Raw genomic sequence first — 16364 nt, forward strand, 5'->3', positions numbered from 1 at the left:
GAAATTGACCTGGGCGTTTGCAATCGTGGCCTGTTTGCCGGTGGTGCTGGTCGCCATCCTGGTGGTGCTGAATCTGCGCAGTGAAGCGCGTGAGAATTTCCTCGACGGCAGTACCCGGGAGATCCGCCAAGTCAATAACGCGATGCAGGTGTTCTTCGACAGTGTCAGCCAGAACATCGAGTACATGGCCAATCATCCGCTGCTGAAAAATGCCGATGACGGGCTCAAGAGCTACATGAGCGCCGATCCCTCGCAGATCCCGCTGAGCGAAGAGGACAAGCAACTGCTCGCCCTGTTCGATGGCCTGGGCAAGAGCCATCCGGCCTATTCCTATGTGTCCTACGGTGTCAACAACGGCGGCTACGTCAGTTGGCCGGCAGATCAGAAGTACGGCAACTACGACCCGCGTGTACGTCCCTGGTACAAGACGGCCCAGGCCAACCCCGGCAAGACCCTGCGCACCGCTGCCTACTACTGGGCGCCCGACGACGCCGTGATGGTCGCCACCGTGCGCACCGTGGACAACAAGCTCGGTGCCCAGGGCGGTGTGGTCAGTGTCGACGTGACCCTCAAGCAGCTCACCGAGATCGTCAAGCAGATCAAGCTCGGTGACAGCGGCTACCTGATGCTGATGGAAAACAGCGGCAACCTGCTGGTCGACCCCAAGCAACCGGAGCACAACTTCAAGAATCTGGACAGCCTGGGTGGCGGTTATGCCGAACTGGCCAAGGCCGGCAAAGGCCTGGTGGATGTCGAAATCAATGGCGAACGCTACATGGCCAATATCTGGCCATCGGAACAACTGGGCTGGACCTTCATCGGTATGGTCAAGCAAAGCGAAGTGATGAAAAGCGCCAACCAGTTGACCTGGCTGATCGCGATCATCGCCGTCGTGCTCGTGGTGGTCTTCGGCATCGTCGGTGCCAGCTTCGCCAGCCTGATCGTACGGCCGATCCGCGGGGTTTCCAGCGGCCTGGAAGGCATCGCCCAGGGCAATGGCGACCTGACCCAGAACCTGACCGTGCGTGGCCGTGACGAAACCGCGCAACTGGCCGGCTGGTTCAACCAGTTCCTGGGGGCGATTCGCGGGCTGATCCAGCATATCGGCCAGTCGGCGAACAAGATCCTCGACTCGTCGCACAAGTCCACCCGCGTGTCGAACGACATGGCCGACGCCGCCGGGCGTCAGCGCGAGGCGGTGGACATGGTCTCCACCGCGTTCCACGAAATGGTCGCGACGGCCAACGAGGTCGCGCGCTCCTGCAGCCAGGCTGCCGAATCCGCCGACAGCGGCCAGCGCCAAGCCCGCGAAGGCCAGCAACAGATCGATGCGGCGGTGCACAGCGTCGACCAGTTGAGCCAGGAAATCGAGCAGTCGGCCCAGTCGATGCAACAACTGGAAAACGACAGCAACAACATCCAGTCGATCCTCGGCACGATCCGCTCCATTGCCGAGCAGACCAACCTGCTGGCGTTGAACGCCGCCATCGAAGCAGCCCGGGCCGGTGAACAGGGCCGGGGGTTCGCCGTGGTGGCCGACGAAGTCCGTGCCCTGGCCAAGCGCACCGCCGACTCCACGGCGGAAATCGACGGCCTGCTCGGCAACCTGGCCAAGCGCACCAGCCAGGTGGCCCAGCAGATGCACGCCAGCCTCGAAGTGTCGCAACAGTCGGTGACCCGCATCGGCCTGGCGCGCAACAGCTTTGGGCAGATCCGCGAATCGGTGGACGTGATCCGCGACATGAACACCCAGATCGCCACGGCAGCGGAGGAGCAGCATCAGGTGGCCGAAGACATCAACCGGCATATCAGCCAGATCCACGGCGATGCGCAACTGGTGGCAGAACTGGCGAACTCGGCGCGCCAGGACTCGCAGAGCCTGGCGGGGCTGTCCAACGAGCTGGACAGTCTGGTCAAGCGTTTCCGGACCTGATCAACGTATCCAGTCAGTTTTTTTGGCAGGGTTTGAGGGCCTCTTGACGGCGGTTCGGCGCTCCGACAAGCCCTGCTCCTACAGCTCAGTGTCGTACAGCCGTTTTGTGTACGAGATAAACCTGTAAGAGCAGGGCTTGCCCGCGAATGGCCCCTCAAGATGGCGCCCAGTCGCTGCTTCAGTGCCGAAACAATTCTCCTGGCGTATAACCAAACAGCCCCTTGAAGGCCGCGATATACGCCGAGGTCGAGTCATAGCCGCAGGACAACGCCGCCCGTGTCACGCTGTCGCCCTCCTCCAGCGCACTGAGCGACGACAGCAAGCGCATACGCTGGCGCCAGCCGCGAAAGCTCAGCCCGGTTTCACGCTGGAACAGCCGCATCAAGGTTTTTTCCGACACCCCCAGACGCTGCGCCCACTGCCCCAGGCTCGCCCCCTGCTCCGGACTTTCGATCAGCTCATTGCACAAGCCGAGCAAACGCGGATGGCGTGGCAACGGCAGTGAGAAGCCCACCTCCGGCAGACTCGCCAACTGATCCAGCAACACCTGGACCAGACGCGACTCGGCGCTGTTCGCCTGGGGATAATCCACCGGCAGCAGGCAGAAACTCTTGATCAGTTCCCGCGCCAGCGGGGTCACCTCCAGCACCCGACAACGTTCCGCCGCCCACGGACAGTCTTCCTTGCGCACGTACAGGCTGCGCATTTCCGCCCGCATCGAAGTCACCACCTCATGCTCCAGCCCCGCCGGAATCCACACGCCCCATTGGGGTGGCGCAAAGAAACTGCCCTCGGCGGTATGCACGCCCAGTACACCGCTGATGGCATAGGAAAACTGCACCCAGTCATGCTGATGGCGCGGAGTCCAGGAACCGGCATTCAGGCTTTCGGCCCGGGCATACAGCGGGCGTGGCAGAGCCGACAGGGCTGGAATCTGTCTTTGTGGTCCGCGTTGTCCGTTGCTCGACATGGTTAACCCTTGTATCGCCTGATGGCTGGCGGGTGCGACCTTAGGCCAGCGCCAGGCATAAGACAATGGCCGAGAACCCCATCTCGGGCAGACGGCCAGGTTCCAATGCCATTCGCTCCTTGGACTGCCCACCAAAGGTTGGATCAGTGTCCAACTTCTTAGGGGCAGTCCAGTCGATTACAGGACTCAGGCTGGCAGCTGAAACTGTCCAACTTTTGGGGGGCAGTCCACCTTGTGGGAGCCGGCTTGCTGGCGATCGCGATCCGTCAGTCGATACCTCTGCCGGCTGATCCGCCGCGATCACCTGCAAGCCGGCTGCCACAGGGGGAACAGAGTGCCTGCAGGTCGCGTCTCAGCGCTCGATAATCGCCGTCACTCCCTGCCCACCTGCGGCGCAGATCGAGATCAGCCCGCGCCCCTGGCCCGCCCGGTCGAGCAGCTTCGCCAGGTTGGCGACGATACGTCCACCCGTCGCTGCAAAGGGATGGCCCGCCGCCAGGGAACTGCCCTTGACATTGAGCCGGCTCCGGTCGATCGACCCCAGCGGCGCATCGAGCCCCAGGCGGCTCTTGCAGTAGTCGGGATCTTCCCAGGCCTTCAGCGTACACAGCACCTGAGCGGCAAAGGCCTCGTGAATCTCGTAGTAGTCGAAATCCTGCAGGGTCAAGCCATTACGCGCCAGCAGGCGCGGTACCGCGTAGACCGGCGCCATCAGCAGGCCCTCGGCGCCCTTGACGAAATCCACCGCCGCCGCCTCGCCATCGCGCAGATAGGCGAGCACCGGCAGCCCGCGCTCGCGCGCCCAGTCTTCGCTGCCCAGCAACACCAACGAAGCCCCATCGGTCAGCGGCGTGGAGTTGCCCGCCGTCAACGTCCCCCTGGCGCTACGCTCGAACACCGGCTTGAGCGCAGCGAGCTTTTCCAGGCTGAGGTCGGGACGCAGGTTGTTGTCACGGGTCAGGCCGAGAAACGGCGTCAGCAGATCGTCATGCCAACCCTCGGCGTAGGCGGCAGCCAGCTTGCGATGGCTGTCCAGGGCCAACTGGTCCTGTTCGTCACGAGGAATGTTCCAGGTCTGGGCCATCAACTCGCAGTGCTGCCCCATGGACAATCCGGTACGCGGCTCGCCATTGCGCGGCAACTCCGGTTTGAGGTGCCCCGGACGCAGTTGCAACAGCGTCTTGAGCTTGTCCCCGAGGCCCTTGCTTCGATTGATTTGCAACAGAATCTGTCGAAGCCCTTCGTTGACCCCGATCGGCGCATCGGACGTGGTATCGACACCGCCAGCAATACCGCAGTCGATCTGCCCCAGGGCGATCTTGTTCGCCACCAGCAACGCCGCCTCCAAGCCGGTGCCGCAAGCCTGCTGGAGGTCATAGGCCGGCGTCTGCGGCGACAGTCGCGAGCCCAGCACACATTCGCGGGTCAGGTTGAAATCCCGCGAGTGCTTGAGCACCGCTCCCGCCACCACCTCGCCCAGTCGCAGGCCATGCAGGTTGAAGCGTTCGATCAGCCCTTCCAGCGCCGCCGTCAGCATCGCCTGGTTGCTCGCGCTGGCATAGGGACCGTTGGAGCGGGCAAACGGAATGCGGTTGCCCCCGATGATGGCAACACGGCGCAACGTATTCATAAAAAACTCCCTATTATTCGAATGACACTGCCGATAAAAGAGTAGGACCTTTCTTAGAAAAACGAACCACCGCCAGGCCTTTGCGGTCCACCTTTGAACCCCTGTCGCCGGAGAGCGTTCCATGTCTGACCGTTATATCGACTTCGCCAACTCGACGATCGGCCAACGTCTGGTCGGCGCGCTTGGCCTGCCGGCACCGACGCGTCTGGAACGCTGGCAGGCCGGACGCCTGCGGCCGGTCGAGGGCGCCCTGCTGCTGGGCGGTGGGCCCTTGGCCGCGCAGATCGGCGGCTTCGCCCAGCGCCTGACCGATGCCGTCTACAGCTACGGCAGTGAAATACCGGGCTGCAGTGCCTGGATTCCCGGTCACGGGCCCAAACTCAAGGCGCTGGTGTTCGATGCCGGCGCCCTTGTGCAGGTGGATCAGCTCAAGCAACTGCGCGAGTTCTTCCAGCCGCTGCTGAGAAACCTCGAATCGTGCGCCCATGTGGTGATTCTCGGCCGTGCGCCCCAGGGGCTGCGCGATCCGTTCGCCGCCAGTGCACAACGGGCCCTGGAAGGTTTCAGCCGTTCGCTGGCCAAGGAGCTGCGCAACGGCGGTACCCTGCAGTTGCTGTACATCGACGACGAGGCCCAGGACCAGCTCGAAGGCGCCCTGCGCTTCTTTCTGTCGCCGAAAAGCGCCTACGTCAGCGGCCAGGTCCTGCGCCTGGGCGCCTGCAACAGCCGAGTCCATGACTGGAGCCGACCGCTGGCCGGCCGCAAGGCCCTGGTCACCGGCGCCGCCCGTGGGATTGGCGCGGCGATTGCAGAAACCCTGGCCCGCGACGGCAGTGAAATCATCCTGCTCGATGTGCCCCAGGCCAAGACCGATCTCGATGCCCTGGCCGCCCGTCTCGGTGCTCGCAGTATTACCCTCGATATCTGCGCCGAAGACGCCGCCGCGCAACTGGTGGAGCAATTGCCGGACGGCCTCGACATCCTCGTGCACAACGCCGGTATCACCCGCGACAAGACCCTGGCGAACATGACCCCGGAGTTCTGGGACGCGGTGCTGGCGGTCAATCTCGATGCGCCCCAGGTGCTGACCCAGGCGCTGCTCGACAGCGGTACCCTGCGCGATCAGGGCCGGGTGATCCTGCTCGCCTCCATCAGCGGCATCGCCGGTAACCGCGGCCAGACCAACTATGCCGCGAGCAAGGCCGGACTGATCGGCCTGGCCCAGGCCTGGGCGCCTCTGCTGGGCGAGCGTGGCATCAGCATCAATGCCGTGGCGCCCGGCTTCATCGAGACGCAGATGACGGCGCACATCCCCTTCGCCCTGCGGGAGGCCGGACGGCGCATGAGTTCGCTGGGCCAGGGCGGCCTGCCCCAGGATGTCGCCGAAGCCGTGGCCTGGCTCGCCCAACCGGGCTCCGGTGCGATCAGCGGGCAGGTCCTGCGGGTCTGTGGACAAAGTGTATTGGGGGCCTGAGCATGCTGGTGAATTGGCAATACCTGACCACTGCGCCGGAGCTGCCCGGACTGTATCTGCGGGCAGCCCGCCGCCGCAGGATTACCGGCACGCAACTGCCGAGCGACGGCCTGCGCTGCTGGGTCACCGTCGACACCAAGCGCCTGGCGGCCTACCGCCGGATCTGCGGGTTTGCCGATAGCGGTCTGATGCCTGCCACCTACCCTCATGTGCTGGCCTTTCCCCTGCAATTGCAGTTGCTGACCGCCCACCACTTTCCCTTTCCGTTGCTGGGCCTGGTGCACCTGAGCAACCGCATCCGCATCCTGCGCCCACTGGGCGGCGTCACCAGCCTGCGGGTCGGCGTCCAGGTGCAGAACCTGCAACCCCACGCAAAGGGCGCGACCTTCGACCTGGTGACCCAGATCGACGATGCCCTGGGGCCGCTGTGGGAAGCCGAGAGCCGTATGCTTTGTCGCGGCGTCGAGTTGCCGGGCGAACCGCCTGCGGCTCTGCACGGCGAACCGACACCGATGGCGGAGCTGACGCGCTGGGCGTGCCCCAGCGATATCGGCCGCCAATACGCCAAGGTTTCCGGCGACTACAACCCGATCCATTTGAGCGCCCTCAGCGCCCGGCTGTTCGGCTTTCCCAAGGCCATCGCCCACGGCCTGTGGAACAAGGCGCGCACCCTGGCGGCCCTGGGCAATCACCTGCCGGCGGCGAATATCGAGATCGACGTGACGTTCAGAAAACCGGTGCTCCTGCCCAATGAGCTGGTGCTATACGCCAGTGCTCCCGGCTCCAGCGGCGATCTGCGACTGGCCGGCGCCGGGGAACTGGAGCACATGATCGGTCATTGGCGGCCGATTGCCTGAGGCCTACCTGCCAAGCTGACAATTGGCTGAGGTCGATGAATATTTCATCTGGCCTGGGCGTTCTCCCGACAGCAAGGCCCTTGCTTCCCGCTCCCATCCGCCGGAAGCTAGTCGCCTGGAAGGAGAACACCACGCATGAACCTCGACGAACTGACCCAACGCCTGCACGGCATCCGTGATCGCAACAACTGGAAGCAATTCCACAGCCCAAAAAACCTGGCGATGGCCGCCAGTGTCGAGATGGCCGAGCTGGTGGAGATTTTCCAGTGGCTGACCGAAGATCAGTCGCGCCAGTTGCCAGCGGAAAAACTCGCCCATGCCGGGCAGGAAGTCGGAGACATCATTCTCTATCTCCTGCTGCTCTGCAGCGAGCTGGGGCTGGACATGAACGAAGTGGTGCGGGCCAAGCTGGCCGACAGCGAACGGCGGTTCGCCCAATGAGCGACCGTCATTTCGATCAGTTGGCCACCCGCTTCGCCGAGAAGATCTACGGCGGTGCCAAGGGGGCGATCCGCCTCGCGGTGCTGCAGGCCGACCTCGCCGAAACCCTGCCGGAGCGACCACTGCGGGTGCTGGATATCGGCGCCGGGCTGGGCCATATGTCGTTGTGGCTGGCCCAGCGCGGCCACCACGTGACGCTGGCCGAACCCGCCGAACCGATGCTCGAAGGCGCCCGCCAGCGCTTCGCCGAGGCCGGTCAGCTGGCGATCTTCATCCAGGCACCGTGGCAGGACCTGCTCGGCCAGCTCAACGAGCCCTACGACCTGGTGCTGTGTCACGCGGTGCTGGAATGGCTGGCCGAGCCCCATGCGATCCTGCCGGTGCTGCACCAACTGACGAAGCCCGGTGGCTGGTTGTCCCTGGCCTTCTACAACCGCGATGCGCTGATCTACCGCAACTTGCTCAAGGGCCATTTCCGCAAGATGCGCAAGAACGACATGGCCGGTGAAAAACAGAGCCTGACCCCGCAACAACCGCTTGATCCCCGTGAACTGGCGGCGCAACTTGAAGGTCTGTGGCACGTCGAAAGCCAGAGCGGCGTGCGGGTGTTCCATGACTACATGCCGGTCGAATTCCAGGCCCGTGCCGAACTGGTCGACCTGCTGGAAATGGAGTTGGCCCACCGCCGTCACCCGAGCTTTGCCGGGCTTGGACGTTATCTGCACTGGATCTGCCGTCCGGTGTAATACGGAGGATGCAATGAATCGCCGTTTCCTGTTGTCAACGCTCTGCCTCGGGCTGGCGGCCTGCTCGAGCCCGAACCCGTATACCGCCAGCTCGATGCCGATCCCGCCGGCACCGGCCCAGGCGGCCAGAACGCTGGACCTGAGCGCCTACCCGGCGCCGGCCCGCGACTATGGCCGTTATCGGACCTGGGCCTGGCTCAATGACCGGCTGCCCGCCGGCACGACCTGGGCCGACTCGGCGCAACTGGCCGAAATGGTCGGCAATGCCCTCGACGAGCAGGGGCTAAGGCCGCGCCGCGAGGGGGCACCAGCCGATCTGCGGGTGAGCGCCGATGTACATATGGAGAAGCGCTTGCGCCAGGTCCAGGAGGACTATGGCTACGCCGGGGCTTATGGCGGGGGGCCGTATGGCAACCGCTACGGTGTGTATAACAGCGTTCCGATCGTACGCACCTATGAAGTCCAGGTGCTGGTGGCGCGGGTCAGCCTGTTCGATGGGGCGACCGGCCAGCCGGTCTGGAGCGCCAGCGCCGAAACCGCCAACCAGGGCAATCAGCTCGAACGCGCGGATGCGCTGCGCGAAGCCGTGCAAAAAGCCCTGGCGGCCTATCCTCCCAGTTAACCAACTTGCCAGGCTACCGGAGAAAAATCATGTTCCGCCGTCTTGCCTTACTGGCCTTTGCCATACTGCTCAGTGCCTGCCAGACCGCACAGGTCACCCACGACTTCGACGCCAGCCGCGATTTCGCTGGCTACCGCAGTTGGAGCTGGAAAGAACCCGCGCTGCAGTATCGACCCGATGATCCACGGATCAAGAGCGACCTGACCGAACAGCGCATCCGCCAGGCGATCAGCGAGCAGTTGGACCAGCGTGGCTTGCGTCTGGCGCCGGCCGGTAGCCCGGCCGATGTGAAGGTGCAGGCCTACCTGATCGTCGACAACCGCCAGCAACAGGTCAGCACCAATTACGGCGGTGGCTGGGGTGGCCCGTGGCATGGCGGTTTGTGGGGCGGCCCGGGTTATACCGAGATCCGCAACATCGACTATCAGGTTGCGACCATTCAGGTAGACCTGCTCGACGGCAAGGACGGCAAGCTGGTATGGCGCGGCACTGCCGAGCAGCCGGTGAACGACCTGCCGACACCCACCGAACGCAGCGCCGCGATCAACAAGACCGTGGCCCAGGTGATGGCGAACTATCCGCCCAGGTAAGTCCCCCCATTGTGGCGAGCGGGCAATCCTGCTCGCCACAACAGCCAGGCCCTTCGCCACGGCTCTCCCAGCCTTGACTACACTGCCATGCAGTACAGGAAAGTAAGCGCTCGGCCACGAGCCGGCAAAGGAGTGCTCGATGTCTTTCCCCTGCCGCATTCCGGTGTTTCACGGTCCGTCTCGGCAACGCGGCGCCATTGGCCTGATGGCCGCGCTGACACTCGGGCTGGCGCTACTGAGCATGGTGGTGGTGGTTGATAGCGGGCGCCTGTACCTGGCGAAACGGACCCTGCAACGGGTCGCCGATACGGCGGCGCTGGAAGCTGCCAGCCGTGGCGGGAACTGCCAGGCAGGACTGAGCGCGGCCACTTATGCAACTCAAAGCGCGACACGTAACGGGTTTACGCCAGGTACAGGACAAACGCTGAACGTCACCTGCGGTAGCATCGCAACCAACGCAGCCAACCTGCGAACGTTCACGGCCGACGCAAATCAATCGACGGCCATTCGCGTGATCGCCAGCAAGACCGTTGCAACCAGCATTGCAGCAGGCATACAGGCGCTGTTTTCAAGTGGAGCTACCAACCTGACCACTCAGTTGACGACTACCGCCGTCGCTGCAACGCCCCAACCGACACTGGCCCAATTGACGCTGCGTAGTTCGTTGGGAACGATCGATACGGCCAAGTCCAACCTGCTCAATCCGATCTTTTCGGGGCTGCTGGGGGGCAATGTAAGCCTGACAGCTGCCGGCTGGAATGGCCTGCTAAGCACAGACATCAACCTGCTCAGTTATCTGAATCAACTGGCAATCAAATTGAATGTTTCGGCAGGCAACTACACGCAGCTACTCAGCACGACCGTATCTGTTCCCCAGTTGATCCAGGTAGCCGCGACAGTGGCGCAAATAAATGGCGCAAGCGTTGATGTAATGACGGCTCTGGGCAATCTGCAAATCGCCGCAGCCAATGCCCCCCCGATCAAACTCGGAGATCTGCTGCAACTGCAAACCGGCACCCTCACAAGCGGGCTCAACGCCAATATCCAGTTGCTCCAGTTGATTCAGGGGGTCATCCAGTTGGCAAACAGCCAAAGCGCTGCGGTAGCGATTATCCCGATCAACGTACTGGGGCTGGCTGGTGTGACTTTGCAAGTGAAAGTCATACAAGCGCCACAACTGTCCGCGATGGGCGACCCCCGGCTGGCAGTCGCTGGCGATCCAAGATCAGGGCCCAACCGCATCTATGTACGCACAGCACAAATCAGAACCCTCATCACCGTCAACCTGCCCGCATTGCAAGGTATAACAGGCCTGGCCAACGCAACCTTGGGGCTTGTTGCGAATCTGACACCCACCCTGAACGCACTGTTGAGCCTAAACCTTGCCGCAACCATCAACTCGGCGACATGCCTGTTGGGGGCCGGTTGCATGCAACTCAGTCCGCAGGTCCTCAACACCAAGCAACTCAACGTCAATCTGGACTCCGGAGGTGCCGAAAGTTATGTCACAGCCTATAGCTGCCCAGGAAACAACAGCGGCACCAAAAGCCTGACGGCTCGTACCACCAGCTCAATAGCCAACCTGAAAGTGGGCCAGATGGATCCAGCCAGCGCGTTCTCCTCGGCAGCAGAACCGGCAGTCACACCATTACCGCTGATCGACCTGGGAACCTGGACCTGCCACAAAGTCCTCGGCGTAGGCAGTTGCGGTCCAGCCAGAAACGCATTTGCAGCAGGTGGCATTGGCCTTCTGGTGAATACCAGCGTCGGACAGAACAGCCAGGACCTGGTGTTTGCCAGCGCTGCTTCACCCTATGCAACACCACCCAACCTCAATCTCCCTCCAAGCGTCCTTGCCGCAACCCCCGCGGCGAATGTGGTCGCCAGTCTGGGTAACACGCTGTCGGGGATCACCCTGAACGTCTACCAGCCAGTCAATGGCAATCCATTGGGAAGCCTTGCCGCCGTTGCTGGCGGCCTGATAAGCGGTGTCAGCAGCCTGCTGACTCCCGTGATAACTGGCCTGCTCAGCCCATTGCTGGACCCGCTGGTCAATAACCTGCTGTCCTCCTTGGGGATCAATCTCAACGAAACCGACGTCGGCGCCAACCTCACCTGCGGCCAGACCGGCAAGGCCTACCTAGTGATCTAGCACCAGCGGCAACTCCACACAGAACCGCGCGCCGTCGCCGCCGTTGCGCACGCTCATCCGCCCGCCCATGTTTTCGACGATGCCATAGCTCACCGACAGTCCCAGGCCGGTGCCGATGCCCACCGGCTTGGTGGTAAAGAACGGTTCGAAGATGCGCTCCAGCAAGCGCGGGTCGATACCGCCGCCGTTGTCCTCGACGATCAGCCGCACCGCACGTTCATCATGCTCGGCCGTCACCGAAATCCAGGGTTCGAAATCGCGGTTCTTCTCGCGTTTGCTGAGCAGCGCATCCCGGGCGTTGACCATCAGGTTGATCAGCACCTGCTCCAACTGATCGACAAAACCACGCACCTGAACCTCGAACTCGATTGGCGGCACACGCAACTGCACGCCCTTGCCCTTCATGCCCTCGCTCAGCAGCGACAACGTCCCCTCAACCGCCTGGGCCGGATTGAACGGGGCAGCCTCGACTTCCGAACGACGGCCAAACACCCGCATGTGATCGACTACCCGCGCCGCGCGCTGGACCTGGGCATCGATACGGTTGAGCTTGTCCTGCAGGTAGTCGATCTGCACATCGCCGTTGCTCAGGCGCTTGAGCACATTGACGATAGCCATGCGCATCACATTCAGCGGCTGGTTGATCTCGTGGGCCAGGCCGGTCGCCATCTCGCCGAGGGTGGCCATCTTCGCGCTCTGGGTCAGTTGCTGCTGGGAGCGGCGCACTTCCGTGTTGTCGCGCCCCACCGCCTGGATTTCCTGCAGACGCCCCTGGGCGTCGAACACGCCACGGTCCGACCAGACCCACCAGGCATGTTCACGCCCGGGCAATTGCAGGCTGATTTCAGCGGTGCTGACCGGCACCTCGGGGGTCAGTTGCTCCAGGCGCCGGGTAAACGCCGCATGCTGCTCCGGCGACATCCAACTGCCCAGGTTCACCCCCGGCAATTGTTCCGGTGCGCATTCGAGATACGTCGCCAGCGGCTTGTTGCCGAAGATCAGGGTCAGGTCCGGCCGGTAGCGGCAGATCATCGCCGGCGAGTCTTCCACCAGAATCCGGTAGCGCTCCTCGCTCTTCTCGATTCGTTCAGCGGCGAGGGTCGCCTCGGTGACGTCCATCCACAGCCCCACCGCCTCCACCGGCATGCCCAGGTCGTCACGCAACAGCCGGGCTTCGTCGAGCAGCCAGTGGTATTCGCCACGCTGGTCCTGCAGCCGGTAACGGCAATGGACATAACCTTCGCGCAACAACTGGCGAGTCCGTTCGAAGTAGCGGTCGCGGTCCTCGGGATGAATCCATTGCGCCAGACCGTCGCGGACGCAATCGTCCAGGGTCCGGCCGAGCAATGGCTGCAGGCTGTCGCTGAAGAACACCGGAAGCAGCGCCCCCTCGACATAACGCTGGACATAGATCACCGCCGGCGAACTGGCGATCAGGTTGTCCAGCCGCGCATGAGCGGCGGCGGCGGCCTGTTCCTGATTCTTGACGTCACTGATATCGAGCATGAAGCCGACGATCCGTTGCGCATCGCCCATGCCCAGCGCCTGTCCCTGGAGCCGATACCAGCGCGGATTGTCCCTCGGATCGTCCTGATACAGACGCACGCAAAGCAGCAGCGACTGACCCCGCTGCAGATCACGCATGCCACTGACCAACTCCTCGCGGTCGGCGGGATGGATCGCCGCCAGCCAATCGTCCAGCGACAGCGCCGCCGCCGACTCAGGCAGCCCCAGCGCCTGGGCCAGAGACGCAGCCAGTTGTATCTGGTCCCTGGCCGGCGACCACTCCCACCAGCCGGTACCCAGCAGTCCCTGCAGCAACTCCAGGCGTTCCAGTTGCTGCTGGTGCGATTGCTGCCGACGGCGCCCCAGCAGCGGTGCGGCCAGCGCCGCCGCCAGTTGCAACCAATCCTGATCACTGAGCTGTGGCGCGCGTTGCCGAACCGGATAAAAACCGCAGAGCAGCCAGGCTGCCACTCCATGCTCGTCGCGAAAGGGCACAAGCAGCCCATCGGCGTTGCCCATCACCGTCAGCAGCCGCGGATGCTCGCTCAGGCCATCACGTACCTCCAGGCGCAACGGCGCCATACCGTTGAGGCTGTCCAGCCCCGAACCCAGGGCCTGGCCATCGTGCCAGAGCGGCGGTGCGTCATGGGCGCGATAGTGACTGTGGATCTGCCACTGCTGCCCGGGCTCATCCAGCAACGCCAGGGCCAGACAGGGAACATGCCAGCGCTGCGCCAGACTCTGGATCTGCTCGCTCAGCACCTGGGGCAGCCGCGCCAGGCTGCACAGGCGCAATTGCTCGCTCATTCGCGCGGCGAAATGCTGCAGGTATTCACGGTTTTCCGCAGTCTGGCTGCCCTTGAGCAGGTCACCGATATCCATCGCCTGCAACAGCCAGCCGCCCTGGTGGGGCTGAAGCCAGCCACGAGTATGCACAACCTGTCCGGCCAGGCCGTTGAAGTCCAGGTCCAGGCTTTGCCCGAGCCAATCCGCCGGCACGCCTTCGACCGACAAGTGGCTGGACGGCGCCAGCAGATCCCGCAGCGGATAAGTATCGTCGTGAGGGACCGCCGCGAGGCCATGTCGCAGCGGCCCGCTGACTTCCAGCACCCGGCCGTCGCCGTCGAGTCGAACCCGCAACTCGGCCGCCGAGGCCGGCGACTCGACAAGGGGGACGAGCGATGGCTGCGCCCCACCCCCACGGCCGAGCAGACGGCCGAACAGCTTCTCCCCGGAACTCAAAGCTGCATGCTCGTGGTGGCCCGGAGATTGGCCGGCAGATTGGGCACCGTACCGATCCCGGGCAGCACCAGGAACGGCAACACGTTGCGCAGGCGGGAAGTCGGGTAACTGATCGTGACCGTCAGCACACCGCCCGTGTAGGTGGCATCGACATCGGTGGTCACATTGAAATTCAGCGCGGGTGGAATCCAGCTCGTGACCCGCTGTGCCGCGGCCGCCTTTGCCGTGGACTTGAGCAGATTGCCGTAATTGCTGCCGCTGGCCACCGGATCGACCTGCACGCCCTGCCTCACGCCTTCGGCGGTCGCGGCGTTGAAGGACTGCACCATGAGCATCGGCAGGCTGTAGCTGATCAAACCGTAGAGCACCGCGAAGAACATCACAAACACCAACGCGAACTCGATGGCGGCGGCACCTTTTTGCTGTTTGGGGAGGCCCGGGATCATGACTGCGTCTACCCTGACAACTGCACATTGCTATCAGCATAGAATCATTCATCGGAAAAGGACGTTTTTTAGCCGATGCACAGCCTCATCCTGCTTGTCTGGTTCACACTCTGTGCGGCGCAGGACCTGCGCCAGCGGGAAATCGCCAACAGCCTGACCCTGGGTGGCTCGGCACTGGCGCTGTTCTATCTGCTCTGGAGCGGTAATACCTGGCTGGGGGCAACGGCGGAACAGGGCGGCTGGGCCTTTCTGCTGGCGCTGCTGCTGACTATGCCCGGCTATGCCACGGCGCGCCTCGGTGCCGGCGACGTCAAGCTGCTGATCGCCCTGGCCCTGGCCAGCGACAGCCGCTACCTGCTCGGCACGCTGATCGGCGCTGGCGTGAGCAGCCTGCTCTGGCTGTGGCTGGGGCCCAGGCTCTGGTCCCGGTTGGGCAAACGTCGCCGACAACTGCTGCAGCACCTTGAGCCGCAAGCCTCGGAGAAACAGCCGTTCGCGCCCTTTCTCTGGATCGGCCTGCTTTGTACGACCGTCAGCCTCCACTCATGACGGATACCGTTTATGTACAGGCCGGGAAAGTGCGTCTATTTTTATTCGCAGGCCCCCAGAGCTGCGCGCGTGGGCAGGGAACTCGTAGTCATTGGCTGACAAGGCATGGAGTAGCGCGTGAACAAGCTTGTATCCGAGGTGAAGATCCTGGTGGTTGACGATGAACCACTGATCGTGGATGAACTCTGCGAGTTTCTCGAAAAAAGTGGTTATCGCTGTGTGCCCGCCCTGTCCAGCCAGGTGGCCATCGACCGCTTCAAGGAAGATACCGAAGTTGCCCTGGTGCTGTGCGACCTGCATCTGCCCGATCTGGACGGTGTCGAACTGGTGCGCGAGCTGCAACGTTTCGCCGGCAAGCGCCGGATCTTCGAATCGATCATGCTGACCGAGCTCGCCGACAAACAGGATGTGATCAAGGCACTGCGCGCGGGCATCGCCGATTACTACCAGAAACCGGTAGACCTCGATGAACTGCTCGAAGGCATCCAACGCCAGGAAGCGGTGATCGCCGAACGCAAGCAGAATGAAAACCTGGGGCAGTTGAATCAGAAACTGCAATTTCTCGCCGAGTCCATCGACGACCTCTATCGCGACCTGGACAACGTCCGCCGCCCGTCGCCAGCTCAGCGCGAGGTGAGCGACGAAGGGGCGCCGAACGAGGCGGACAACCTGGAGACCGTGGCGCGGACAAGTCAGTTGTCACCCCGCCAGGTGGAGGTGGCGCGGCTGGTGGGCAAGGGCCAGACCAACTACCAGATCGCCTGTGAGCTGGGCATCACCGAAAATACCGTGAAACTCTATGTCTCCCAGGTGCTGCGTCTGACTCACATGCATAACCGTACGCAACTGGCACTGGCGCTGGCACCGGGAGGGCTTCGGCAGCGAAATTTGACGGCTCATTGAATTCACGGGGGCGAGTCAATTGCCCTTTAACGACCCGCCTTCGTCCTGTTTGAAGAAATCCGGAATCGGGTGCTTGTAGCTGTCCAGCCACCGCTGCAGGATCTGTTCACGCTCGCTCGGCGTCACCACCTGCGGCGTGGGAGAACGCTCCTGCCCCTTGGGTTGAAGTTGCAACCAGGCCTCCGTCTGTGCCTGATAACCCGACGACGGTCCCGGTTCGATGGCCTGAACCGTCAGCGACGACAACAGGCACCCCAGAGCAAAACCTGCACGGTATTTCATTTCGACCTCCCTTGCGTCGGC

The 16364-nt window shown here is 63.2% G+C and carries 15 protein-coding genes and 1 pseudogene; 11 read left to right on the plus strand and 5 right to left on the minus strand.

All coding sequences use genetic code 11. The annotated features are described in order from the left end of the window. Nucleotides 1–184: 184 nt before the first annotated feature. Nucleotides 185–1075: pseudogene (locus BLU37_RS29815) on the plus strand (HAMP domain-containing protein); the annotation flags it as partial. A 129-nt stretch (nt 1076–1204) separates the two neighbouring features. After that, nucleotides 1205–1933, plus strand: a complete 729-nt coding sequence (locus BLU37_RS29820; RefSeq protein WP_397428736.1) for a methyl-accepting chemotaxis protein — start codon at nt 1205–1207, stop codon at nt 1931–1933. Between the two features lie 178 nt (nt 1934–2111). On the opposite strand, the gene BLU37_RS04005 is transcribed toward BLU37_RS29820, so the two are convergent. Both BLU37_RS04005 and BLU37_RS04010 read right to left on the minus strand, forming a co-directional pair. Next, nucleotides 2112–2903: an AraC family transcriptional regulator gene (locus BLU37_RS04005; protein ID WP_090202448.1), complete on the minus strand. Its 792-nt coding sequence runs from the start codon at nt 2901–2903 to the stop codon at nt 2112–2114. Between the two features lie 352 nt (nt 2904–3255). Next, the gene (locus tag BLU37_RS04010; protein ID WP_090202450.1) at nt 3256–4533 is read right to left on the minus strand and encodes an acetyl-CoA C-acetyltransferase; all 1278 of its coding nucleotides are present in this window, start codon (nt 4531–4533) and stop codon (nt 3256–3258) included. A 121-nt stretch (nt 4534–4654) separates the two neighbouring features. Here BLU37_RS04010 and BLU37_RS04015 point away from each other — a divergent pair, with 121 nt between their 5' ends. From BLU37_RS04015 to BLU37_RS04045, 7 genes are all read left to right on the plus strand, one after another. After that, entirely contained in the window at nt 4655–6007 is a 1353-nt protein-coding gene (locus BLU37_RS04015; protein WP_090202453.1) for a 3-oxoacyl-ACP reductase, read from the plus strand. Between the two features lie 2 nt (nt 6008–6009). Beyond that, nucleotides 6010–6864 (plus strand): MaoC family dehydratase, encoded by an 855-nt coding sequence (locus tag BLU37_RS04020; RefSeq protein ID WP_090202456.1) that lies wholly within the window; start codon nt 6010–6012, stop codon nt 6862–6864. Nucleotides 6865–6999: 135 nt separating this feature from the next. Then, nucleotides 7000–7305 carry a MazG-like family protein gene (locus tag BLU37_RS04025; protein ID WP_010444318.1) on the plus strand — a complete coding sequence of 102 codons (306 nt, stop codon included), beginning with the start codon at nt 7000–7002 and terminating at the stop codon, nt 7303–7305. Next, the gene (locus BLU37_RS04030) at nt 7302–8051 is read left to right on the plus strand and encodes a methyltransferase domain-containing protein (RefSeq protein WP_090202459.1); all 750 of its coding nucleotides are present in this window, start codon (nt 7302–7304) and stop codon (nt 8049–8051) included. The genes BLU37_RS04025 and BLU37_RS04030 overlap by 4 nt, the downstream gene beginning before the upstream one ends. A gap of 13 nt (nt 8052–8064) precedes the next feature. Beyond that, entirely contained in the window at nt 8065–8673 is a 609-nt protein-coding gene (locus BLU37_RS04035; protein ID WP_029533618.1) for a DUF4136 domain-containing protein, read from the plus strand. A 29-nt stretch (nt 8674–8702) separates the two neighbouring features. Further along, a complete protein-coding gene (locus BLU37_RS04040) occupies nt 8703–9263 on the plus strand; it encodes a DUF4136 domain-containing protein (RefSeq protein WP_090202463.1) in 561 nt (186 codons plus the stop codon). A gap of 139 nt (nt 9264–9402) precedes the next feature. Beyond that, entirely contained in the window at nt 9403–11415 is a 2013-nt protein-coding gene (locus BLU37_RS04045; RefSeq protein WP_090202465.1) for a pilus assembly protein TadG-related protein, read from the plus strand. Here BLU37_RS04045 and BLU37_RS04050 read toward each other — a convergent pair. After that, entirely contained in the window at nt 11404–14163 is a 2760-nt protein-coding gene (locus tag BLU37_RS04050) for a PAS domain-containing sensor histidine kinase (protein ID WP_090202468.1), read from the minus strand. The two genes, BLU37_RS04045 and BLU37_RS04050, sit on opposite strands and share 12 nt — an antisense overlap. Further along, a complete protein-coding gene (locus tag BLU37_RS04055) occupies nt 14160–14609 on the minus strand; it encodes a TadE/TadG family type IV pilus assembly protein (RefSeq protein WP_019362256.1) in 450 nt (149 codons plus the stop codon). Before BLU37_RS04055 ends, BLU37_RS04050 begins: the two co-directional genes overlap by 4 nt. Nucleotides 14610–14684: 75 nt before the next feature. Between BLU37_RS04055 and BLU37_RS04060 the strand changes: the two genes are divergently transcribed. Together BLU37_RS04060 and BLU37_RS04065 are read left to right on the plus strand one after the other, a co-directional pair. Next, the gene (locus BLU37_RS04060; RefSeq protein ID WP_090202471.1) at nt 14685–15158 is read left to right on the plus strand and encodes a prepilin peptidase; all 474 of its coding nucleotides are present in this window, start codon (nt 14685–14687) and stop codon (nt 15156–15158) included. A 117-nt stretch (nt 15159–15275) separates the two neighbouring features. Then, nucleotides 15276–16061: a response regulator transcription factor gene (locus BLU37_RS04065; protein ID WP_090202476.1), complete on the plus strand. Its 786-nt coding sequence runs from the start codon at nt 15276–15278 to the stop codon at nt 16059–16061. 15 nt (nt 16062–16076) lie between these two features. Here BLU37_RS04065 and BLU37_RS04070 read toward each other — a convergent pair whose 3' ends face one another. Then, the gene (locus BLU37_RS04070) at nt 16077–16343 is read right to left on the minus strand and encodes a DUF3613 domain-containing protein (protein ID WP_090202479.1); all 267 of its coding nucleotides are present in this window, start codon (nt 16341–16343) and stop codon (nt 16077–16079) included. Nucleotides 16344–16364: the final 21 nt, after the last annotated feature.

The organism is Pseudomonas asplenii, from assembly GCF_900105475.1.
In the GTDB taxonomy this organism is placed as follows: domain Bacteria; phylum Pseudomonadota; class Gammaproteobacteria; order Pseudomonadales; family Pseudomonadaceae; genus Aquipseudomonas; species Aquipseudomonas asplenii.

Coding starts and splice junctions, on each gene's coding strand:
- BLU37_RS04040 (WP_090202463.1), top strand. CDS start 8,703: ATGTTCCGCCGTCTTGCCTTACTGGCCTTTGCCATACTGCTCAGTGCC.
- BLU37_RS04020 (WP_090202456.1), top strand. CDS start 6,010: ATGCTGGTGAATTGGCAATACCTGACCACTGCGCCGGAGCTGCCCGGA.
- BLU37_RS04010 (WP_090202450.1), bottom strand. CDS start 4,533: ATGAATACGTTGCGCCGTGTTGCCATCATCGGGGGCAACCGCATTCCG.
- BLU37_RS04025 (WP_010444318.1), top strand. CDS start 7,000: ATGAACCTCGACGAACTGACCCAACGCCTGCACGGCATCCGTGATCGC.
- BLU37_RS04005 (WP_090202448.1), bottom strand. CDS start 2,903: ATGTCGAGCAACGGACAACGCGGACCACAAAGACAGATTCCAGCCCTG.
- BLU37_RS04055 (WP_019362256.1), bottom strand. CDS start 14,609: ATGATCCCGGGCCTCCCCAAACAGCAAAAAGGTGCCGCCGCCATCGAG.
- BLU37_RS04045 (WP_090202465.1), top strand. CDS start 9,403: ATGTCTTTCCCCTGCCGCATTCCGGTGTTTCACGGTCCGTCTCGGCAA.
- BLU37_RS29820 (WP_397428736.1), top strand. CDS start 1,205: ATGGTCTCCACCGCGTTCCACGAAATGGTCGCGACGGCCAACGAGGTC.
- BLU37_RS04035 (WP_029533618.1), top strand. CDS start 8,065: ATGAATCGCCGTTTCCTGTTGTCAACGCTCTGCCTCGGGCTGGCGGCC.
- BLU37_RS04015 (WP_090202453.1), top strand. CDS start 4,655: ATGTCTGACCGTTATATCGACTTCGCCAACTCGACGATCGGCCAACGT.
- BLU37_RS04030 (WP_090202459.1), top strand. CDS start 7,302: ATGAGCGACCGTCATTTCGATCAGTTGGCCACCCGCTTCGCCGAGAAG.
- BLU37_RS04060 (WP_090202471.1), top strand. CDS start 14,685: ATGCACAGCCTCATCCTGCTTGTCTGGTTCACACTCTGTGCGGCGCAG.
- BLU37_RS04070 (WP_090202479.1), bottom strand. CDS start 16,343: ATGAAATACCGTGCAGGTTTTGCTCTGGGGTGCCTGTTGTCGTCGCTG.